Source organism: Chitinophaga sp. LS1, assembly GCF_034274695.1.
Lineage (GTDB): Bacteria > Bacteroidota > Bacteroidia > Chitinophagales > Chitinophagaceae > Chitinophaga.
The window spans coordinates 7,798,233-7,818,078 of sequence record NZ_CP128362.1; the positions used below are offsets into that span (position 1 = coordinate 7,798,233).

Genomic DNA, 19,846 nt, shown 5'->3' on the forward strand with positions numbered 1-19,846 from the left:
AAGGGGCTACGTCCTATCCATCCTTATATATACCTAAAAAACAGGTCGATGTTAATTAGCTTTCACACGGTTTTGTTCGTCTTCCAGGCCGGTTTTGTGGTTGCGGGCTGCCTTGATATTCGTATTACCGAAGCGGTAGTTGAATGCGAGGCGGACCTGCCTGGATTCCCATTTGGAATCCACTGACATAAAGCGACCGGCGTTGGTAAACGTGCCGCGGAAACGCTGATTATTGAACACGTCGTTTACATTCAGCTTCAGACTACCCTTCTTATGCAGGATGGATTTGGATAATCCACAATCGAATGCATACATCGGTTTCATTTTCATGAGCCCCTCATCTGCAATCTGTGAAGACATGTAGAAGAAAGTCGCTTCTGCTGTAATGCCGTAAGGAAGTGTGAACGTGTGCTGGGTACGACCCATAAAACCACCAGATTCCACACTCACCAGGTTATTGTCCACCATTGTCTCGTACTTAGCATACAATCCCTGAAGATAGGTGTAAGTGTTCCACCACTTCGTGATCGGGAAAGGCATAGAAATACTGAAGGTGAAGTTGTCAGACTTTGCAATGTTCAGGTACCTGTAGCGAAGGATGGATGTATCGCCGGTTGCCGGATCTTTTTCTGACTCTGCCACCTGTGTGAGTTTATCTGATGCATGTGAGTAAGCCACTGAAGTGGTCAGGAACTGTTTGAAGGTATGACTTACTTCAAAGTTATTGCTGTAAGAAGGCTTCAGGTAAGGGTTTCCTGCGATCTTGGTATACCTGTCCAGGTAGAACTCGAAAGGGTTCAGATCTTCGTAATCCGGACGCTGTATACGACGGCTGTAAGAAACACCCAGCTGATGATCTTTTGCCACATTGTAGCTCACGAACAGACTAGGGAACAGGTTAAAGTAAGTCGTATCTGTCACTTTGGAAATGGTCACAGAGTTCCCCTCGATGTGTGACAGCTCACCGCGCAAACCTGCCTGCAGCGTGAGTTTCTTAAACTGTTTGGAGAAGTTGATATAACCTGCATTTACATTTTCCTTGTAGATAAAATGGTTGGAACGGTTATTATCATACACCCAGTTGCCATAGCGTAAAGAGTCGAAACGTGCATCATTATCAGATTTTACAAAGCTAAGCTTCACCCCTGCTTCCAGTTTTGCCTGGTGTTTCAAAGGATTGACATAGTCTGCTTTGAAGGTCTTGATTTCGATTGTAGACGGCTGCATATTACGGGTCGTATCGCCGCGTGTAAAGTTTTTACCTGTGGCATCAAACACGTTTGAATAAGTATTTAAGCGTTTGCTGTCGTGGTTACGGGCATAGTCCAGGTCAATGCTCAGTTCCTTGCCCGTAGTATCCAGGGTGCCTTTATAGTTCAGGTTATAAGCCATCCTGTTCCAGTCACCAGGGTTCTTTGAATCGGTGCGCAGCGTAGAATCAACGATATCATTTTTACCAATATAGGTGATGGAATTGGAAGGCATAGTATAGTTTCTCAGCGCCCCATCAATCATAACACCAATGGTGTGGTTCTTATTGATGAAATAATCAAGACCTACTTTGGCGCCATTGTAATCAGAGAACTGGTTATGTTTATTGTGGTTGTCGAACACATTCACATTGCCATCTGCAGGATAACTGCGATACAGGTCCAGGGTCTGGTTATTCTGACGGTGGTTGTAGTTGTAAGAACCAAATACGTTGTACTTCGCATTGCGGTGGTTCAGGTTCAGGCTACCATTATATTTAGGAGTAGCGCCATAGCCACCACCGAGAGAAATACTACCATTGGTACCTACAGTGTTGTTCTTTTTCAGTTTGATGTTGATGATCCCGGCGTTGCCCGCTGCATCGTATTTGGCGGAAGGATTGGTAATCAGTTCTATTTGCTCAATATTGCTACTGGGCATACTTTTCAGCAGCGCGGCAACGTCCTGGGAACTCATGTTGGTGAGCTTTCCATCAATCATGATGACAACACCGTTTTTACCTTTCAGGCTGATATTATCATCTTTATCTATAGTGATACCTGGTGATTTTTCCAATACCTCCATGGCATTGGCGCCAGCTCCTACTACACTGTTTTCAACGTTTACAACCATCTTGTCTACGCGCTGCTCTACGAATGGCTTTTTACCAGTCACGTTTACGGCTTTCAGGTTGCGGGTATCAGTGCTTAAGGTGAGGGCATTCACTTTAACAGGTGAATTTTTTACTTCAAAAGGTTGGCTATATGCTTTGGTCATACCTACATAAGCGGCAGCAACGAGGTACTTACCATCTTTTACAGGTTCAATTTCATATTTACCATTTATATCTGCAATCGCTCCTTTTACAAGGGAGGAATCGGAAGCTTTTAATAAAGTAACGGTGGCAAACTCGACCGGCTTATTCCCGGTCTGCAATACCTGGCCAGCAACTTTTCCCAAGCCAGGATTTTGAGCCTGGGAAGCAATACCCAGGGTCATGATTGATAAAAGAAAAGTTACTGTCTTCATATAAGGCGGATTAAGGATTTCTAAGTCTCTGTTTTTTAGATAGTTAATAATATAGAACCTTTAATAGTCTAGTTCCTTTGTTTATCAACTACAGTGTAAAGGTAGGTAGTTTGCATTGCATAGTACATAACTTTACATAAACGGTCATCAGATAGGGATGATTGGTAAAATCTATTTTAAAGGCTGTATTAAGAAGACGAGGGAGGAGTGAAAAGGTTGCAAAAAAAAATCGCTTCTACTCAATGTAGAAGCGATTTATAATAATGTAGTATCAATTTTACCATTTGATGCTTTCCAGTACATCGGGCAGTTCCGCCTGTACTTTCTCGAAGAAAACCCTTTCTTCTTTGCGGATATGGTCCTCAAGGCTACGTGCCAGCAGATCCATTGCACCTATCATATCTTTCTCTTCCGTAACAGTGAGTGCACTGTACATGCGGGAGATAGTGGAATGCTCCTGGTATAGTTCTGTCAGGAGCCCGTCTATTTCCGGATTTTTGCCCAGGCACAATTCAAAGAGGTATTCTTCTTTTTGAATGTGTGGTACCATTACTTCCTGGAATACTTTTACGATATAAGCCAGTTTTGCATCAGTTTCAAGTGGAAAGCCTTCATAGGGAGCAGCATCTTTTTTAAGATAGCGGCATACAAATAATAATCGCTGGTGCTCCTGCGAAAGAGGCACTAAGGTAGAATGACGTTGCATGATCAGGATATGGTTTTAGCCGATGTATAAAGTTTACGGCAATACCAGATCAACACAGCTCCGCCTATTACCATGAGTGTAGAAATGATTTCAGCCTGAGTAGGATGAAATCCGAAAATGTCATATTTAGTGTTCACTCTAATCTTTTCAATAAAGAATCTTTCAACGCCATTCAGGATCAGGTAGATACCGAATACCATACCTGGCACCCTGATCTTTTTACGGATACTCCATAATAATGCAAACAACAACAGGCACGCAATGATCTCATACAGGGCTGTCGGATAAACAGAGATCGGCAGCACACTGCAATATTTGCCAGTACAACCCGGCATCAGTACACCTTCATTGATTACATTATGTGGATAGCCGTAGGCAAAGAACCAGTCTGGCAGGAAGCTGAGGCCCTGAGGCTTGGCAAAAGCTGCGTGTGGAATATGCTCCAGGCTACCATACTGGCGGGCGAAGAATAGCTCATTTGCTTTAAGTACTTCCTGGAATTTGGTAGGATCTACCTGGGCTACATGCCCTGTAGCATCTGTTACATATGCACTGTTGTATATCCCCCAGTCACCGTCGCCGGAGAAGTGACAACCCATACGGCCTACCCCATAAGCAAGCATAAGACCCGGTGCAGCACTGTCTATCAGGTGTAGTACATTGATCGACTTCCTGTGGGCGTATCGGATAATCACAAAACTCGCTACGATCAGACCACCATAAAAAGTCAAACCACTGAAGGACAACAAGGAACCAATCGGATCCTGTACGAAGTCGCCCCAGTTTTCCAGGTTGTGAAACACCTTTGCACCAATCAGACCAGCAATGGCAGCCATCACGGTAAAGTCAGGTACACGTTGGTGAGGATATACGAGTTCAGTAACAGTCACTTCTTTTTCAGATTTCTGTTTCTGACCACTTCTATATTTAAAGTAAGCAACAACAGCACCAACGATGATACCACCTATGAAGCTCCCCCTGGTAGATAAAACAAATGACTGGAGATCCTGGGATACATTTTCCCAATCGGATATGATCCCTATTATTTTAAAACCAAGAATAAAACCAACTACTCCATTAATAAGGATGTCAGTGGTACTTACAGGTTTACCCTTTGTAATTGTTTCAGGAATACCTTTCAATAACCCCAGGCGCTCTCTCCTTTTCAATTCACTGGTCAGGGTATAGGCGGCTGCAAGGAATGCAATAGCTACAAAGAAACCGAAGGTCTGAAACAGTTTAAAAAAAGGAAGCTCTAAACCTAACAGATCCTTAAATGCGTAATATAAATTAGGATACATAGCCAAAAAAAATTGGTGATCTGAGTTTTCCTATGAACAAAGCCGAATTAGTCAGGAAGGAAAATCAAACCACCAAAGTAAGCAGTAAAAATCGCAAATTCCAAATCATATTTACGTTTAATGTAAAGTGCCTGACACAAAAATCAAATAAATTTAGCGCCAGGCATTTTACTTCTTACGTAAGCTGATCTTAACAATATTGTTCGAAAGCATCAACCAGGTTCGCTGCGATCATCTGTGCAGGGCGACCTTCGATCATGTGACGCTCAATGAAATGCACCAACTGTCCATCTTTAAACAGTGCGATAGCTGGAGAAGATGGAGGATAAGGCAGCAAATGAGTACGGATCTGCTGGATGGCAGCGGTATCAAAACCTGCAAAACTGGTAGTCAGCTTGTCTGGTTTCTTTTCGCTGTGCGCTACAGCCAATAACACTCCTGGACGTGCACTACCAGCAGAACAACCACATACAGAGTTGATCATCACCAGTGTAGTACCAGCACCCTTTAATGTTTCATCTACCTGATCAGGTGTCAGCAATTCTTCAAAACCATTATCTGTTAACTCTGCCTTCATCGGCATTACTAATGCTGCTGGATACATATGAATATAATTTTATTGTTCGTCAAATTTTTACAAAGTTAAACAATCAGCGGATAAATAGAAAAACTTGAATGAATATGTCGTTTTGACCGATCATTTTGATCGCACACGACATTTTGTCCCCTTTCTTTGCGAGTTTACTAGCAAAATAGCAGTTTTTGTGCCATGGTATTCCGTTTGCATATACGTAATTGTTCAAATTTTTCAAACAAAAACTAAAACTCATAAAACCATGACATACGTAAAATTTAATCAACATCCTGCAGCAAAAGCATTTGGCGGCTTAGTAGAAGACATTTTTAATAATAATGGATTTAAGCAAGCCCTGAAAGATGACTTTTTAACAAATGACTTTTTTGGTGCACATCCCCCAGTAAATATTTATGAAGGTAAAGATGGTTATACCATCGAACTCCTCGTACCAGGTTGGGCAAAAGAAGAAATTAAGATCAACATTGAAAATAAAGCCCTGACCATCAGTGCTGAGAAAGCTGAAAAAGCTGCTGAAAACAAGGACGAAGCCCCAAAACAAACCCGTAAGGAATTTGGAATCCGTTCTTCTTTCAAACGTTCCTTCAACATCAACGAACAGGTTGATGCCGAAAAGATCCAGGCCAAATATGAGAATGGTATACTCAAATTGGTACTGCCTAAAAAAGAAACTATACAAGCCGCTGCCAAAGCGATTGTTGTGGAATAAGGATTAAACTTAATAGCTATAAATCCCCTCTGTGTTTACAGGGGGGATTTTTTTATAATTCACACAAACGTTTAAGAGTTATCCTGTTTTTATGGGATAATTTGCCATATAACCATATGGCCTATGCCTCAACTATTTAAAAGTATACGATCCCTGGCAGGAAAAATATACGTCACTACAGAAATTGCAGTGATAGGCAACGCTTTACAGGTTACCGTCAATACAAGATTACAGTGCAGACTCAAGCTGATTTTTGATTATCTCTTTTTCCACATACTCTTGCTGATACCAAAATTACTTGTAGCACTTTATTATCAGAATAGCACGGACCTGTTACTCCTGTCAGTATATATTATAATATTACCAGCCGCTATGCTCATGTTGAAAAACGGGGCATCCCCCAAAATGGTTAGTTTTTTGGTAGCCCTCTCTACCCTGATACTCCCTATGGCCTCTTCCTTTTTTAATAACCAGGATGTATCACCTAAGTATACCATGACCTGGTTACTCAGCCTGCTCTTCTGTTATATTACTATCAATAGGAGGACGACGCTGTTTTTAGGAAGTTTATTATGCGCTTACCTGGGCCTGGTATCCTGGATCAAAGTGCATCACCTGGCATTTCCGGTTTCGGAAGGATATGTACCGGAACAGTTGTCTCCATTCATGGCATTGTATGCCGGTATGTACATTTTATTCCTGATGCGGGTATTTGGCAAACACTACCGGAATATATTTATGCTGGAGCATGAGCAAACCATCCAAAAACAGAAACAACACTCATCTTTATTAAATCAACACCTGACTAAGCAGTTCATCATTCTGAAAGGTCTGAGCCGTTCCGGTAAGTCCAAATACCTGGATGGGAACAAGGAATTGCTGGAAGCCTGCCTGGTGGAGATCGAAAAACAGTGTGAAAGTGCTATTGACTACCTGGATAATGGAAAATTGCCAGAAAGCTGAGTACGCAGCCTACACGTCTGTGTGAGCATTGCGAAATGAATACAGGTGTGGTTTTAACAGGATTTTAGGAAACCAGACCCATAAATAGGTTAAAAAATTACAACTTTCGGGTATTTTTCTACGACTTAGTCCAGACTATCTTTGTATCATCATAGAACAGGAATTCTATTCTCCTGATACACCACAACGTTAATTTGTCTTATTCTTCCCTATACGAACGAACCTTATATCCCTACTTGTCTTATTTTCCTTTATGCTTTTGATGATAAACCTATGCCATGGAATTGGGCTTCTCTAAATTGCAGGGGGAGCCTTTTTTTGTGAAAATGGTTTTCATCTTCATTGGTGAATTCCGCTTTCATGAATGTTCCTCTAAAAATGGTTTTCATCTTCGTTGGTGAATCCCCGCTTTCATGAATGTTCCTCTAAAAATGGTTTTCATCTTCATTGGTGAATCCCCGCTTTCATGAATGTTTCTCTTAAAATGGTTTTCATCTTCATTGGTGAATTCCGCTTTCATGAATGTTTCTCTAAAAATGGTTTTCATCTTCATTGGTGAATCCCCGCTTTCATGAATGTTTCTCTTAAAATGGTTTTCATCTTCATTGGTGAATTCCGCTTTCATGAATGTTTCTCTAAAAATGGTTTTCATCTTCATTGGTGAATCCCCGCTTTCATGAATGTGTTTCTAAAAATGGTTTTCATCTTCGTTGGTGAATCCCCGCTTTCATGAATGTTTCTCTAAAAATGATTTTCATCTTCATTGGTGAATTCCCTATTTCATGAATGTGTTTATTTATAAGCATCGAATAAAAAAAATAACCCCGCGAAAAATCGCGGGGTGTTTCAGTGGATTACTAACCCATTTTTTTAATAACCCAAAATCTTCAGCATACTCTGGGCAGTTTGTTCCTTAGCATACAGCCAGTCTTTCAGCTGCCCATTTTTATCATAACCAACAATCACGTGCTTTGGCGACGGGATAAGGCAGTGCTTGATACCACCATATCCACTCAGTTGATCCTGGTAAGCACCTGTATGGAAGAACCCGATATACAGCGGCTCACCCTCAGACACTTTTGGCAAAAACACTGCATTGATATGCTCTTCAGAAGTATAGAAGTCATATCCATCGCAGGTCAACCCTCCCAGGTGCACTTCCTGGTATTCCTGTTCCCACTTATTAATGGGTAGCATAAGGAATTTCTCCCCGATGCCCCAGGTGTCAGGCAGTGTGGTAATAAAAGAACTGTCAATCATATACCAGATCTCACGGTCGTTCTGCATCTTCTCGCCTACCACGCTGTAGATCACAGCACCACTCTCACCTACAGTGAACGAACCGAACTCGGTATAAATATCCGGTACCGGTACCTTGTTCTTTTTACAAACACTCTTAATGGTGGCTACGATCTCATTTACCATGTAATTGTAGTCGTAGTCAAAACCCAGGGAGTGCTTAATAGGAAAACCACCTCCTATATTAATACTATCGAGCTCAGGAGAGATTTTCTTTAGCTGGCAGTACAGTTGCAATACCCTGTTGAACTGGCTCCAGTAATAAACGTCATCCTTGATCCCCTTATTCATGAAGAAGTGCAGCATTTTCAGCTCGAACTTCTCATTGCCTTTCAGCTTGTCGATATAAAATTCCAGCACATCGCGGGAACGGATCCCCAGACGGGAGGTATAAAAATCAAAGGTAGGTTCCTCTTCAGCCGCAATACGCAGCCCCAACTTTACCCTCTCCTTCGTCCGGATGAATTTCTGGTAATCCTCCAGCTCCTCTTTGTTGTCCAGAACCGGAATCACATTTTTGAACCCGGCGTTGACCAATTTGGAAATCGCCTTTGTGTAAGCTTTGGTTTTGTAACCATTACAGATCACTTTGGTCTCCTTGGTGATCTTTTTCCTCTCATACAACTTGGTAATAATGTCAATGTCGTATGCAAAAGACGTCTCAATGTGTATCCCGTGTTTCAGGGTCTCTTCCATTATAAAGGAAAAGTGAGAACTTTTGGTACAGTAGCAATAGTAATAATTACCATCGTACCTGTTCTTCTTGATTGCATCTTGGAACATCTTCTTGGCCTTATTGATCTGCATGCCTATTTTAGGCAGATAGGTCAATTTGAAAGGTGTTCCGTACTTATCAATCAACGCTTTGATATTCACCCCATTAAATTCCAGGTAGCTATCCTGTACATCAAACCCTTCCTGGGGAAACTCGAAGGTTTGGTTGACGAGATCTGTGTAGGTGCTGTTCATTTAAACCTGCGATACATGTTTAAGGATTAGTAAAAAGCATATCACAACCCTCGCTGGAAAACTCCTGGTTTACACACCTACGTCAGTTCTTTAAAAGCCCAGCAAAATTGGTTGCAAAGCTAAATATTTTGTCCAATTGGCCGGACAAAAAGTTTCTTTTTTTTTTAAACGGTTAGATATTAAGCTAAATCTAACGCTTTCAATATGTTAAATACATTTATATATGTAAATTTTCCCTTATTTTAATAACGTCAGACTACGTTTTCCCTCGCAAAAAATAAGGTCCAGAATGCTAAGATTTGGCAGGAAGCCTACCCTTTCCTGGAATACCTGGGTGTATGCCGGCAGGTCGGTTTTGGCATTTTCCTTACCTGGTACCATACTATCACGAGCGTCTGTCAGGTTAGTTGCTGTATAATTCTTACTATATTCAGTAGTATAAGTAGTAGGGGAGGATAACCCGATCACCTTGTTAGCCCACTCAAAGCAAGCCTGGTTCCAGTCCATCAGGTATTCAAAAGGTCGTTCATACAGCTGACCCAGCTCTTCCTCATAATATTCAAACCAGGGTGAACGACGGTAGGCCGAAACCAAAGTCTTCCAATGCTGTGCCTGCCACTTTTCTTCATTACTGATTCTCACATCTTTCATCACCGTCCTCTGATTCTTGCCACGGGCCAGGGGAACACTTAATAATATACTTCCGTTCGGTCCGGCAATGTAGCAACGGTTCCTGAAACTAAGCTTTTGATAGTGCTCAAATCTCTCAATCAATAATATATCGTGCTCAGTTAAAGTCTTATAGAAGAATAAGTTTGGAAAGTATTGAGATTCAATCAATAATGTTTTTTGATTTGCATCAGCTGCCATGTTGTCGAATTTGTTGTTTTAAACCTGAATACACTTATTTCAAGATGCGGAGTTACTTATGAATTATTATCTAACAATTGTTGTAAGTAATTGTTAAACAGCTCATAGCATTCTCAAAAATATGCTAGTAAAATTAGCATTTCACCTTTAACTTAAAAATTCAGGAAACTGCAAATTTACTAAATAGTTTAGTAGCTTTTGTATTCATTTTCAGTGGAGCTTTGCTTCAAGTAAAATCTGAAGCTGAGGAGATATTTAGAGAACGTTAAATCGTCCTTCGAGGGGAATAAAATGCATTAACTTTGGTAAAATCCATTTTGACATCATGAAGTATTTACGTCTTTCGATATGCATTTTCCTGATATGGGGAATGGCAAGCTCTTGTGAAAAGTTCAAAGATCTTGAGTTTGTAAGAGTAGCTGGTATCAATCTCGACAACCTCGGTTTTCAAAAGAGCATCATACGGATGACGTTGGCATATTACAATCCAAACGGTTTTAACCTGAAATTGAAAGACGCCAATTTTGACCTCTACTTTGACGATACCCAGGTGGGCCATTCTATCCAGGATACCATGATCATGATCCCTGCAAAGGACACATTTTACTTTCCCGTAAAACTGGAAGTGAATATGGAAAATGTATTTAAAAATGCGCTTGGCGCACTCATGAATAAGGAAGTGACTATCAAGGCTTCGGGAAATTGTAAAGTTGGTAAAGGGGGCGTTTTTCTGCCTTTTCCTATAAAATGCGAGACAAAACAGCCGCTAAACTTCTTTTAAGTGCTTACACAAAGAGAGTTCGTTACACAAAGAAAATAAAAAAAGCCACATTCACGGTGGCTTTTTTTGTATCTACTTACTAACACTTAATTTTTCTTCTTGTCCGGGGTACCACCATCTTCTGGTTTTTTACAGCAGGTAGGCAGTTTTTTGTAAGATTCATCGTTAGCTGTCACATTATCCGCATCATAACCCGCATTTGCGATAGCAGTCTTCACATTTTCGATATTGGTACGGTCGCTGTAGAATTTTACAGTTGTCAGTCCTTTTTTGAAATCTACTTTAGAAGATTGCACACCTTCTTCTCCTGACAGGTATCTTTCGATACGGTTTTTGCACTGTTCGCAACGTACAGTTGGTGTAGCGATCTTAGCAGTCACCAGTGTCCCTTTCTTTACCTGGGCCATGGCAGTCATTCCAAAGCAACCCAGCATTAATACCATTACTAATCTAGCAATACGCATGTTTTACGTTTTATAGTTCTAATATAGCAAAAACTTTGCTTATTTACCACTCCATTGGTCAGGAGCACTTCTCCACGCTTCCAGCAGGGCCAGATCATCGCCGGATACCACGCCTTTCTCAGCAGCCAGTTCAATCAGCGCACCATAATTACTCAGGGAGTAAAAAGGTACTCCGGCAGCTTCAAATGCCTTCACAGCTATGTCAAAACCATAGTTAAAGATGGAAACCATACCGATTACCTCCCCTCCTGCTGCACGGATGGCGTTCACCGCCTCGAGACTGCTCTTGCCAGTCGAGATCAGGTCTTCTACCACAACCACAGGCTGACCTGGCTGCAATACCCCTTCTATGAGGTTACCCATACCATGTTCCTTTGCTTTCGCCCGCACATAAATGAAAGGCAGCTTCAGCTGGTCAGCGACCAGTGCACCCAACGGAATACCACCAGTGGCTACACCTGCCAGTACCGCAGCTTCAGGAAATGTCTCGAACACCACATTGCACAGCTCCGATTTCACGTAGTCGCGTACATAAGGGTAAGAGAGAATCTTACGATTATCGCAATAAATGGGTGATTTCCAACCGGATGCCCAGGTGAAAGGGGCTGCCGGACTTAACTTAACGGCTTGTATCTGGAGCAGTTTTTCTGCTACCTGTTTTTCGCTGATCTTACTCATAATTCGCAAAATTGCGGAATTAAGTGTAATAATTAAGTGTAATGCCCACATTTTTTGACACCCCATTGCTAACAAGCTCTTTCACAGTCTATTACGGCTATCCAATTACACCAATGCCCTTATTTTTGCAGGGTTTCGTGTAATGATTTCATATAAATCTCAATTTTTTGTTCCCCCTTGCCAATTATATTTGTCAAAACCTATCCCCTTCAATTTATTACCCCCGTTTCCTTATTTTTGCCCCATGCAAAAGGATACTGTTATTTACCTCAACGAACGCCCGCTGTTCATCCTTGCCACCCATCAGGCCATACCAGCCGAATACAAGGAAGCAGCCCTGTTCACGGAACCAGATACAAACACAATAGAAGAAACCTTACAAGCCCTGGAAACAGGAAAATCCCCTTCTGCCATCTTCATTCATCCGGACCCACATGAACTCCTGGAAACCATCAAAGGCTACTTCACCGTACTCGTAGCCGGCGGCGGCCTCATTACCAACCCGGAAGAAGAAGTCCTCATGATGTTCAGAAACGATAAATGGGACCTGCCAAAAGGCAAACTTGACGAAGGAGAAAGTCTCGAAACCTGCGCTTTAAGAGAAGTAAGGGAAGAAACAGGGCTACACAATGTGCACATCGAACACAAGATCACGGAGACCTTTCACTATTACACCTACAAAGAAAAGAAAATACTAAAACACACCTACTGGTATAAAATGAAGTTTACCGGTACGGAACTGACCATTCCTCAGATCGAAGAAGGCATTGTCGATATTCAATGGATCAAACCTGAACACCTGGGCAAGTACCTCAGGTTCTCCTACCTGAATATCATCGCTGTCTTTAAGCAGGATGGTTATGCGGTATAAAAAAGATAAATGATATAAAAGAGATAACGATATAAAAGAGATAATGATATAAAAGAGATAACGATATAAAAGAAATAACCTGTATAAAAGAGATAACCGATATAAATAACTATAAAGATAAAAAGACGGGTCTCCCCGTCTTTTTATCTTTATAGCATATCGCCTTATCTTTTATCCCGTATCGCCACCGTAAGGCGACTTATACATACCAACTTATTATGCTCATCACAAATCTTTATATCCCACACATGCGTGGTCGCCCCAAGATGCAAAGGCCTCGCTATCGCATGCACATACCCCTCTTTCATCCCCCTGATATGATTAGCATTAATATCCAACCCAACACATATCTGAGTTTCAGGATCTATTATCAGTGCCGAAGCCACACTCCCCACCGTCTCAGCAAGCGCTACCGAAGCTCCTCCATGCAATAAACCATATGGCTGACGGGTACGTTCATTCACCGGCATCATCATCCGCAGATAATCAGGCCCAATCTCTGTAAACTCCATGCCAAGAAAAGCGGCCATCGTGTTCTCCCCATTCTCATTCAACTGGTCAAGGGATATATTTAAAGAACGCCAGATCGGTTTCATTGCTGTTCTGATTAATAGTTATCGATTAATATGTTTTAACACCTGCTCAGGCAAAAGTGGCGTTGCATCTCCCCCATATTTCAGCACATCCCGTACCAGGGAAGAGGCTATCGTAGAATACTTCGGTGTACAACTCAAAAATACAGTCTCCAGTTTAGGATCCATCATCCTGTTTACATCTGCAATCGCCTTTTCATACTCAAAATCCACAACACCTCGGATCCCTCTTAATATGAACCGGGCGCCGATCTCCTCACAGTACTTAGCCGTCAACCCGGCATAGGTGTGTACCTTTACCTTTGGGATCTGAACATAAATGTCTTTAATCCACTGAATACGCTGTTCAAGGCTGAACATGGGTGTCTTGCTGGAATTGGTACCGATACCGATTACAATCTCGTCGAACAGGTCCAGGGCGCGATCTATTATATCAGTATGACCCAATGTAATAGGATCAAATGTGCCAGGAAATAAAGCAATGCGTTGCATGTTGTAATTATTTCTTCAGTTCCGGCCGGTTAATGAAAATGGAGAAAATGGTAGTCCCATAATTCCTTTCATCCCGGTAGTACGGATACGATTTGTAATTATTACGGGGAGTATGTTCCAGCACAAACCAACCTTCAGGTTCCAGCAGTTCCTTTTCAAAAACCAAAAGAGGTAACTGGTCGATAGTGGTAAGTGCATATGGGGGGCCGGCAAAAATGAAGTTGTACTTCTCCGTACATTGCTTCAGGTACTGGAACACATCCATTTTATACAGCTTCAGGGGAACATTCAGTTCTTTTGCTGTTCTTTTAATAAAGTCTGCCATCTCATTGTCCTTCTCCACGATTGTCAGATCTTCTACGCCACGTGAGTTCAGCTCATAACTGATGCTACCGGTGCCACCAAAGATATCCAGCGTCTTCAGCGAAGGCAGGTCCAGGTTATTTTCAATGATATTGAACAGGCCACCTTTTGCTATATCTGTGGTGGGCCTGGTATGAGGCATGTTTGCGGGTGGTTGAAATCGTAATCCCCCCTTCTCTCCTCCAATTATACGCATAATGCCAGGGAATAAAGATTGTTGAAGTAATAACCAGGAATTTCTTCCATTTTATTAATGTACCAGAAACCTGTAAGACGAGGTACCCATTCCAGTTTTGGAACAAAGCGGTGCAGTTCCTCATAGATCTGGGAATCCGGCGTCACAGGCCCTCCTACTTTCACTTTTACCTGCGATTCATCCAATCCTGCCTGGCGAATGGTATTGATCAGGTGATATACCACGTCCAGACCGGTTTGGGAATTCATCTCGGTTTGCAATAACAATTTGCCGAAACGGTAAACAGTCAATGTAAATTTATGTTGCTGAATATCAAGGTAAACGATCCCATTCAGTTCTAAGTAGTCATTGTCAAAACGATAGCCCTTCAGCAGCCCGGTATTCACATGCGCGAACTTGTCGGTAGAAAACTCTTTGCGCAGGAACCCAAACAGGTCTTTATCTACAGAATAGACATTGACCATCTGCTGGTCGGAGACCGTATCAGCCATAATCAGTTCCTGTGCCTGTTCAGGGTAGATCAGGTGCAGGTAGTCTTTTTTGATGGCAGAGTCAAAATGCACTTCAGGCACCAGGGTGCTGTTGCCCCCGTCAAATGCCAGCAATACATCGCTAAAGTTGGTAAAAAGTAGCTTATCTGTATCAAATATCTGTTCTATAACCTCGATATCCGCTATCGTGGCTTTCTGGGGCGTGAAGCGGTACGACTTCAGTGCCAGAAACTTCCTGGCAGCCGGGTTGTATACCACGTAATTAAAGGAGCCCTTCCCCACCAATACCAGCAACTGACAGGTAGTGAGGTCTGTTTCAAGCAGCGATGCATCATCCGCGGCAAAAGCAGGATGTATGTTATACGTCACAGACATTATTAATACATTAGATATGGCACAATAATAACCAAAAATAGCGACTTTTAGCCCCATGTAGTAATCGGGCTACTGCAATGCGTCGAGCATCTTCCTGCATTCCACCTTAATATTCGCATCGTCCAGGTATACATTTCGCAGGCCCACGGCTTTCTTCAGCACTTCAATGCATTTGTCCTGCTCATCATTATCCTTATAGGCTTTGGCAAGTTCAAAGTAATTCAGCACAATGGAAGGGTCCAGCTTTCGACACTTTTCGTAATTATTAATAGCCTGTTGCAGGGTGCCTTCCGGCAATCCACCAAACAGTAGCTTCGCAGCCGTTTTTTCCAGCGTGCTCAGATTCACCATTTCATAGTTCCATCTTCCCAATACCAGGTAGGCCTTCGCATAGTTAGGATTAAACTTAATGGCCAGTTCAGCATACCGCTTTACCTCTCTGGCAGCAGTTACTTTTTCTTTAGCACCCGCTATCAGTGCCTGCCGGCCCATGGCTACTGCCATCACATAATTGGCATCAGCATTTTCCGGCGCCAGTCTTACAGCCTGCTCGGCATAAGTCTTGGCATCGTTATAGTTCTTTAATTTCTCGTCCTTGTCTGTCACACGATAGCCTACCCGGCTACAGATCTCGCTGGCCCCTATAAGGGCAATAACATTATCAGGTTGGATTTTCAGCACATCTTTGTAAAGGCCGAGTGCCGGCGCCTCTTTCATCTGTTTTTCCAGTGCCCGGGCCTGATCGATCATTTCATCGGCCGTTTGTCCATACGCAATCCCCTGAATGAGTAGTATAAAAGCAAGTACCAGTGCTTTATTCAACATAGGAAGGTGTTTTTCATATAGTAAAATAAATAAATTTATTAAAATCCGGGTGGATTTTAATAAGTCTTTTCCAGGGAAACGATAGAATTACGTACGGAAGCACCCATCGGAGGGTTCATTTTGCGTAAAGAAATAACTGTTTTCTGTACTTCGGGATACTTATGCTTGATAGCATCGGTTATAGCATACACTACCTGCTCCAGCAGGGGCTGTGGAATTTCCATAATGGGCTTAATCACATTTAGTAAGCCCTGGTAATTAACGGTTTCTGAAATCTTGTCGATTGGAGAGACACCTGGTATCGTTACATACACGTCAATAATAAAGTCGTTCCCGATGATCTTTTCTTCAGGGTAAAGACCATGGAAAGCATGAAAATGTACTTGCTCGAGTCCGATTGTCAGCATGGGAAAAAATAAAAAAACCAACCGGACTCGCATCCGGCTGGCTTGTTCAATAATAATATAATTACGCCTGGTGTTCCTTCGCAGATAAATATCTTTCAGCATCCAGGGCGGCCATACAACCACTACCTGCAGCTGTTACTGCCTGACGGTAAATTTTATCCTGAACGTCTCCGCAGGCAAATACACCCTCCAGGTTAGTTCTGGAAGATCCTGGGATCGTTTTAATATAACCTTGTTCATCCAGCTCCAGGTAATCTTTGAAGATGTCGGAGTTTGGCTGGTGACCAATAGCTACGAAGAAAGCGCTGACAGGGATCGTCTGCTCTTCGTTCTTCGCGGTATTCAGCAGTTTTACAGCTTCTACCTTGTTATCGCCCAGTACTTCCTGGGTTTCAGAATTCCAGTATACCATGATATTGGAAGTCTTGAGTACGCGGTCCTGCATCACTTTGGAAGCCCTCATTTCATGACGGCGAACGATCATGTGTACGTTAGAGCACATTTTGGACAGGTACAGCGCCTCTTCAGCAGCAGTATCACCGGCACCAACGATCGCTACTTCCTTACCACGGAAAAAGAATCCATCACATACGGCACAGGCAGAAACACCACTACCGTTCAGGCGCTGCTCGGAAGGGAGACCCAGCCATTTTGCAGAAGCACCGGTCGCAATGATCACCACATCGGCAGTAATCACTTTAGATTCGTCGATCGTAATTTTATACGGCTGACTACTGAAATCTACGGAAGTGGCAAGGCCATAACGGATATCAGCACCCATACGGGTCGCTTGCTTTTCAAAATCCACCATCATCTCAGGCCCCTGAATACCTTCAGGATAACCCGGATAGTTTTCTACTTCTGTTGTTATTGTCAATTGACCACCAGGTTGAATACCCTGGTAAAGCACTGGCTTCAGGTTTGCGCGGGCCGCATAAATGGCAGCGGTGTAACCTGCCGGGCCAGAACCTATGATCAATAAATGCACATGCTCTTGCTGTTGATTAGTTTCCATACTTGCTATGTAAATTAATAAAGTGTGGCTCGAAATTCATTTGACTTGCAAAGGTACACTTACTTATATAATAAAAAACACCGGCTATAAAGATTACAGCCGGTGCAGTTATAGACATAATAGATTTATAATATTGACGACAGAGATCCTCTGTGCACACTTTACTATTATCCCAGATAAGATTTGAGCGCTCCACTGTAGCGGGCCTTTTGCAGCCTCTTGATGGCGCGTTCTTTAATTTGACGAATCCTTTCTTTTGTAAGGTCGTACTTCTGACCGATTTGCTCGATCGTTGCTCCATTTTCCCCATCCAGACCAAAATAAGCATTCACAATCTCTGCTTCGCGTGGGCTGAGTGATTTCAGAACACGACGAATCTCTTCACGAAGTGAATCTCGCATTACGTCATCATCAGTAATATCTCCACCTTCCAGCAGGTCACCCATTGCTACGTCCTCTGCCTCGTGTACTGGTGCATCGAGTGACATGTGACGGGTATTGCTTTGGAAGATATTGTTAATTTCTGATTCAGACATTTCCAGGATCTCTGCTAACTCCTCTGTTGATGGCTCTCTCTCGTTCTCCTGCTCAAATGCCATGTAGGCTTTGTTCGCTTTATTGTAAGTGCCGATCTTATTTTGCGGCAGACGCACAAGACGTCCTTGTTCTGCTAAAGCTTGCAGGATGGATTGACGAATCCACCACACAGCATAGGAGATGAATTTAAACCCTTTCGTTTCATCGAACCTTTGCGCAGCTTTGATCAACCCTAAATTGCCCTCATTAATGAGGTCGCTCAGGCTTAAGCCCTGGTGCTGATATTGCTTTGCAACTGATACAACGAAACGCAGGTTTCCTGTAGTTAAACGTTCAAGAGCCTTTTGGTCGCCCATTTTGATACGTTGCGCCAATACAGTCTCTTCCTCAGGTGTTAACAAAGGGATCTTTGAAATTTCCTGCAGGTATTTTTCTACCGCCTGCGAATCACGGTTCGTGATCTGGGTGGCAATTTTAAGTTGCCTCATATTGAAAGTGTATTAGTTTATAAAATAGATAACACGAGAAGATTTATTTTGTTGAAATTAGTAAAATATATATCTTACAATCTATTCCACCTATCTCTACTCTCGTTATAACAAATTAGCCTGCAAAGATCGTGCTAATACCCCACACTGCCAAATTCTTCTTTTGCCTCACCATTCGTATAACAAAGTACTTTATATAAACGAAAGTTTATAGCCCTTTAGTAGGTATTTTTAATGGTTTATATAAATTTTAACGTTTGAAAAAGAATCTCATTCAAATTAATAACTTCACTAATTTATTCTTCAATAGATTGCAAATTCTTCAATAATGATAATTGACTTCAGGAGCGACACTTTTACCCGCCCAACGCCCGCCATGCTTGATGCCATGTACACTGCAACCACCGGAGATGATGTATACGGAGAAGACCCTTCAGTGAATAAATTAGAAGCCATGATGGCTGCCTATTTTGGAAAAGAAGCCGCCCTGTTCTGCCCTACCGGCACCATGAGTAACCAGATCGCGATCAAGGTACATACCCAACCAGGTGATGAGGTGATTCACAGCAACTTAGCACACATCTATATCTACGAAGGCGGCGGTATCGCTGCCACTTCCGGCGCCCAGAGCCGCCCTTTGGAAGGTGACAGAGGCATGATCACTGCCTCCGACGTATTGGCAGCCATCAACCCTGACGATGTGCACAAAGCCGCTACCAGCCTCGTTTGCCTCGAAAATACCATGAACCGTGGCGGCGGATGCTGTTATGACATGGAAGAAATTGTCAGGATCAAAGAAGTCTGCCTTCAAAATAACCTCAAACTCCACCTGGACGGTGCCCGGCTCTTCAATGCACTCGTTGCAACCGGGGAAAACCCTGCCACCTATGGGGAAATATTTGACAGTCTGTCAGTATGCCTGAATAAAGGAATGGGTTGCCCAATTGGTTCCGTTTTAATAGGTAGCACCGATTTTATCCGCAAAGCCCGCCGGGTTCGCAAAAGGATCGGTGGCGGTATGCGCCAGGCAGGCTTTATGGCAGCTACAGGTATTTATGCCATGGAACACCATATTGAAAGGTTAGCACAAGATCACCTGCATGCAAAAGACATCGCCGGGGAACTACTCAAAAAATCCTTCGTAGGCCATATGCTGCCAGTGGAAACTAACATTATCAGCTTTGACCTGGTAGGCCACGACTGGACTCCCCGTCTTTTTTGCGATTACCTGAAAAAAGAAGAAATTCTGCTCAACCCTGTATCTGATACCGCGGTCCGGATGGTCACCCACCTCGACATCTCACCTGTTATGGTAGCAAAAACCTGCGCTGTAATAGCCGAAATGGAATAATCTCTTAT

The 19,846-nt window shown here is 42.6% G+C and carries 22 protein-coding genes; 5 read left to right on the plus strand and 17 right to left on the minus strand.

The annotated features are described in order from the left end of the window. Positions 1 to 51: 51 nt before the first annotated feature. From QQL36_RS32030 to QQL36_RS32045, 4 genes are all read right to left on the minus strand, one after another. Positions 52 to 2,499 (minus strand): TonB-dependent receptor domain-containing protein, encoded by a 2,448-nt coding sequence (locus QQL36_RS32030; RefSeq protein ID WP_083723680.1) that lies wholly within the window; start codon positions 2,497 to 2,499, stop codon positions 52 to 54. A gap of 277 nt (positions 2,500 to 2,776) precedes the next feature. Next, entirely contained in the window at positions 2,777 to 3,205 is a 429-nt protein-coding gene (locus tag QQL36_RS32035; protein ID WP_083723682.1) for a hemerythrin domain-containing protein, read from the minus strand. 2 nt (positions 3,206 to 3,207) lie between these two features. Beyond that, positions 3,208 to 4,506, minus strand: coding sequence for a prolipoprotein diacylglyceryl transferase (locus QQL36_RS32040; protein WP_083723684.1), 1,299 nt, complete (start codon positions 4,504 to 4,506; stop codon positions 3,208 to 3,210). Positions 4,507 to 4,696: 190 nt separating this feature from the next. Next, a complete protein-coding gene (locus QQL36_RS32045) occupies positions 4,697 to 5,110 on the minus strand; it encodes a BrxA/BrxB family bacilliredoxin (protein ID WP_083723686.1) in 414 nt (137 codons plus the stop codon). A gap of 67 nt (positions 5,111 to 5,177) precedes the next feature. Between QQL36_RS32045 and QQL36_RS32050 the strand changes: the two genes are divergently transcribed. After that, positions 5,178 to 5,810 (plus strand): Hsp20/alpha crystallin family protein, encoded by a 633-nt coding sequence (locus QQL36_RS32050; protein WP_321568068.1) that lies wholly within the window; start codon positions 5,178 to 5,180, stop codon positions 5,808 to 5,810. Between the two features lie 123 nt (positions 5,811 to 5,933). Beyond that, positions 5,934 to 6,773 carry a hypothetical protein gene (locus QQL36_RS32055; RefSeq protein ID WP_321568069.1) on the plus strand — a complete coding sequence of 280 codons (840 nt, stop codon included), beginning with the start codon at positions 5,934 to 5,936 and terminating at the stop codon, positions 6,771 to 6,773. Positions 6,774 to 7,158: 385 nt separating this feature from the next. Here QQL36_RS32055 and QQL36_RS32060 read toward each other — a convergent pair whose 3' ends face one another. The 3 genes from QQL36_RS32060 to QQL36_RS32070 form a co-directional block, all read right to left on the minus strand. Beyond that, positions 7,159 to 7,425, minus strand: coding sequence for a hypothetical protein (locus QQL36_RS32060; RefSeq protein ID WP_321568070.1), 267 nt, complete (start codon positions 7,423 to 7,425; stop codon positions 7,159 to 7,161). A 218-nt stretch (positions 7,426 to 7,643) separates the two neighbouring features. Beyond that, positions 7,644 to 9,041 carry an arginine decarboxylase gene (locus QQL36_RS32065; RefSeq protein WP_083723692.1) on the minus strand — a complete coding sequence of 466 codons (1,398 nt, stop codon included), beginning with the start codon at positions 9,039 to 9,041 and terminating at the stop codon, positions 7,644 to 7,646. A 237-nt stretch (positions 9,042 to 9,278) separates the two neighbouring features. Further along, the gene (locus QQL36_RS32070; protein WP_083723694.1) at positions 9,279 to 9,911 is read right to left on the minus strand and encodes a WbqC family protein; all 633 of its coding nucleotides are present in this window, start codon (positions 9,909 to 9,911) and stop codon (positions 9,279 to 9,281) included. A gap of 325 nt (positions 9,912 to 10,236) precedes the next feature. Between QQL36_RS32070 and QQL36_RS32075 the strand changes: the two genes are divergently transcribed. Further along, on the plus strand, positions 10,237 to 10,692 hold the full coding sequence (locus QQL36_RS32075) for an LEA type 2 family protein (RefSeq protein WP_083723696.1): 456 nt from the start codon (positions 10,237 to 10,239) through the stop codon (positions 10,690 to 10,692). Positions 10,693 to 10,778: 86 nt separating this feature from the next. Here QQL36_RS32075 and QQL36_RS32080 read toward each other — a convergent pair whose 3' ends face one another. Together QQL36_RS32080 and pyrE are read right to left on the minus strand one after the other, a co-directional pair. Then, complete coding sequence (locus QQL36_RS32080; protein ID WP_321568071.1) at positions 10,779 to 11,156, minus strand: heavy-metal-associated domain-containing protein; 378 nt, start codon at positions 11,154 to 11,156, stop codon at positions 10,779 to 10,781. 39 nt (positions 11,157 to 11,195) lie between these two features. Beyond that, the gene (pyrE, locus tag QQL36_RS32085) at positions 11,196 to 11,834 is read right to left on the minus strand and encodes an orotate phosphoribosyltransferase (protein WP_321568072.1); all 639 of its coding nucleotides are present in this window, start codon (positions 11,832 to 11,834) and stop codon (positions 11,196 to 11,198) included. Between the two features lie 244 nt (positions 11,835 to 12,078). On the opposite strand from pyrE, the gene QQL36_RS32090 reads away from it, so the two are divergent. Then, positions 12,079 to 12,705, plus strand: a complete 627-nt coding sequence (locus QQL36_RS32090; RefSeq protein ID WP_321568073.1) for an NUDIX hydrolase — start codon at positions 12,079 to 12,081, stop codon at positions 12,703 to 12,705. Between the two features lie 164 nt (positions 12,706 to 12,869). Here the strand turns inward: QQL36_RS32090 and QQL36_RS32095 are convergent, their stop codons facing one another. From QQL36_RS32095 to QQL36_RS32130, 8 genes are all read right to left on the minus strand, one after another. Then, a complete protein-coding gene (locus tag QQL36_RS32095) occupies positions 12,870 to 13,301 on the minus strand; it encodes a hotdog fold thioesterase (RefSeq protein ID WP_083723704.1) in 432 nt (143 codons plus the stop codon). A gap of 18 nt (positions 13,302 to 13,319) precedes the next feature. Then, on the minus strand, positions 13,320 to 13,790 hold the full coding sequence (coaD, locus tag QQL36_RS32100) for a pantetheine-phosphate adenylyltransferase (protein WP_321568074.1): 471 nt from the start codon (positions 13,788 to 13,790) through the stop codon (positions 13,320 to 13,322). Positions 13,791 to 13,797: 7 nt separating this feature from the next. Next, on the minus strand, positions 13,798 to 14,295 hold the full coding sequence (locus tag QQL36_RS32105; protein ID WP_320576237.1) for an RsmD family RNA methyltransferase: 498 nt from the start codon (positions 14,293 to 14,295) through the stop codon (positions 13,798 to 13,800). A gap of 44 nt (positions 14,296 to 14,339) precedes the next feature. After that, positions 14,340 to 15,215, minus strand: a complete 876-nt coding sequence (locus QQL36_RS32110) for a DUF3822 family protein (protein WP_179091157.1) — start codon at positions 15,213 to 15,215, stop codon at positions 14,340 to 14,342. Between the two features lie 69 nt (positions 15,216 to 15,284). Then, positions 15,285 to 16,040 carry a hypothetical protein gene (locus QQL36_RS32115; RefSeq protein ID WP_321568075.1) on the minus strand — a complete coding sequence of 252 codons (756 nt, stop codon included), beginning with the start codon at positions 16,038 to 16,040 and terminating at the stop codon, positions 15,285 to 15,287. A gap of 56 nt (positions 16,041 to 16,096) precedes the next feature. Beyond that, the gene (locus QQL36_RS32120; RefSeq protein ID WP_179091158.1) at positions 16,097 to 16,447 is read right to left on the minus strand and encodes a dihydroneopterin aldolase; all 351 of its coding nucleotides are present in this window, start codon (positions 16,445 to 16,447) and stop codon (positions 16,097 to 16,099) included. A 61-nt stretch (positions 16,448 to 16,508) separates the two neighbouring features. Then, on the minus strand, positions 16,509 to 17,462 hold the full coding sequence (gene trxB, locus QQL36_RS32125; RefSeq protein WP_083723716.1) for a thioredoxin-disulfide reductase: 954 nt from the start codon (positions 17,460 to 17,462) through the stop codon (positions 16,509 to 16,511). A gap of 167 nt (positions 17,463 to 17,629) precedes the next feature. Beyond that, positions 17,630 to 18,487 carry an RNA polymerase sigma factor RpoD/SigA gene (locus QQL36_RS32130; RefSeq protein WP_012793808.1) on the minus strand — a complete coding sequence of 286 codons (858 nt, stop codon included), beginning with the start codon at positions 18,485 to 18,487 and terminating at the stop codon, positions 17,630 to 17,632. A gap of 328 nt (positions 18,488 to 18,815) precedes the next feature. Between QQL36_RS32130 and QQL36_RS32135 the strand changes: the two genes are divergently transcribed. Further along, positions 18,816 to 19,838, plus strand: coding sequence for a GntG family PLP-dependent aldolase (locus QQL36_RS32135; protein WP_321568076.1), 1,023 nt, complete (start codon positions 18,816 to 18,818; stop codon positions 19,836 to 19,838). Positions 19,839 to 19,846 lie beyond the last annotated feature (8 nt).

What these genes read in the sequence shown, in the direction of transcription:
- QQL36_RS32030 (WP_083723680.1), bottom strand. Translation starts at nt 2,499, where the DNA reads ATGAAGACAGTAACTTTTCTTTTATCAATCATGACCCTGGGTATTGCT.
- QQL36_RS32035 (WP_083723682.1), bottom strand. Translation starts at nt 3,205, where the DNA reads ATGCAACGTCATTCTACCTTAGTGCCTCTTTCGCAGGAGCACCAGCGA.
- QQL36_RS32040 (WP_083723684.1), bottom strand. Translation starts at nt 4,506, where the DNA reads ATGTATCCTAATTTATATTACGCATTTAAGGATCTGTTAGGTTTAGAG.
- QQL36_RS32045 (WP_083723686.1), bottom strand. Translation starts at nt 5,110, where the DNA reads ATGTATCCAGCAGCATTAGTAATGCCGATGAAGGCAGAGTTAACAGAT.
- QQL36_RS32055 (WP_321568069.1), top strand. Translation starts at nt 5,934, where the DNA reads ATGCCTCAACTATTTAAAAGTATACGATCCCTGGCAGGAAAAATATAC.
- QQL36_RS32060 (WP_321568070.1), bottom strand. Translation starts at nt 7,425, where the DNA reads ATGAAAACCATTTTTAGAGAAACATTCATGAAAGCGGAATTCACCAAT.
- QQL36_RS32065 (WP_083723692.1), bottom strand. Translation starts at nt 9,041, where the DNA reads ATGAACAGCACCTACACAGATCTCGTCAACCAAACCTTCGAGTTTCCC.
- QQL36_RS32070 (WP_083723694.1), bottom strand. Translation starts at nt 9,911, where the DNA reads ATGGCAGCTGATGCAAATCAAAAAACATTATTGATTGAATCTCAATAC.
- QQL36_RS32075 (WP_083723696.1), top strand. Translation starts at nt 10,237, where the DNA reads ATGAAGTATTTACGTCTTTCGATATGCATTTTCCTGATATGGGGAATG.
- QQL36_RS32080 (WP_321568071.1), bottom strand. Translation starts at nt 11,156, where the DNA reads ATGCGTATTGCTAGATTAGTAATGGTATTAATGCTGGGTTGCTTTGGA.
- pyrE (WP_321568072.1), bottom strand. Translation starts at nt 11,834, where the DNA reads ATGAGTAAGATCAGCGAAAAACAGGTAGCAGAAAAACTGCTCCAGATA.
- QQL36_RS32090 (WP_321568073.1), top strand. Translation starts at nt 12,079, where the DNA reads ATGCAAAAGGATACTGTTATTTACCTCAACGAACGCCCGCTGTTCATC.
- QQL36_RS32095 (WP_083723704.1), bottom strand. Translation starts at nt 13,301, where the DNA reads ATGAAACCGATCTGGCGTTCTTTAAATATATCCCTTGACCAGTTGAAT.
- coaD (WP_321568074.1), bottom strand. Translation starts at nt 13,790, where the DNA reads ATGCAACGCATTGCTTTATTTCCTGGCACATTTGATCCTATTACATTG.
- QQL36_RS32105 (WP_320576237.1), bottom strand. Translation starts at nt 14,295, where the DNA reads ATGCCTCATACCAGGCCCACCACAGATATAGCAAAAGGTGGCCTGTTC.
- QQL36_RS32110 (WP_179091157.1), bottom strand. Translation starts at nt 15,215, where the DNA reads ATGTCTGTGACGTATAACATACATCCTGCTTTTGCCGCGGATGATGCA.
- QQL36_RS32115 (WP_321568075.1), bottom strand. Translation starts at nt 16,040, where the DNA reads ATGTTGAATAAAGCACTGGTACTTGCTTTTATACTACTCATTCAGGGG.
- QQL36_RS32120 (WP_179091158.1), bottom strand. Translation starts at nt 16,447, where the DNA reads ATGCTGACAATCGGACTCGAGCAAGTACATTTTCATGCTTTCCATGGT.
- trxB (WP_083723716.1), bottom strand. Translation starts at nt 17,462, where the DNA reads ATGGAAACTAATCAACAGCAAGAGCATGTGCATTTATTGATCATAGGT.
- QQL36_RS32130 (WP_012793808.1), bottom strand. Translation starts at nt 18,487, where the DNA reads ATGAGGCAACTTAAAATTGCCACCCAGATCACGAACCGTGATTCGCAG.
- QQL36_RS32135 (WP_321568076.1), top strand. Translation starts at nt 18,816, where the DNA reads ATGATAATTGACTTCAGGAGCGACACTTTTACCCGCCCAACGCCCGCC.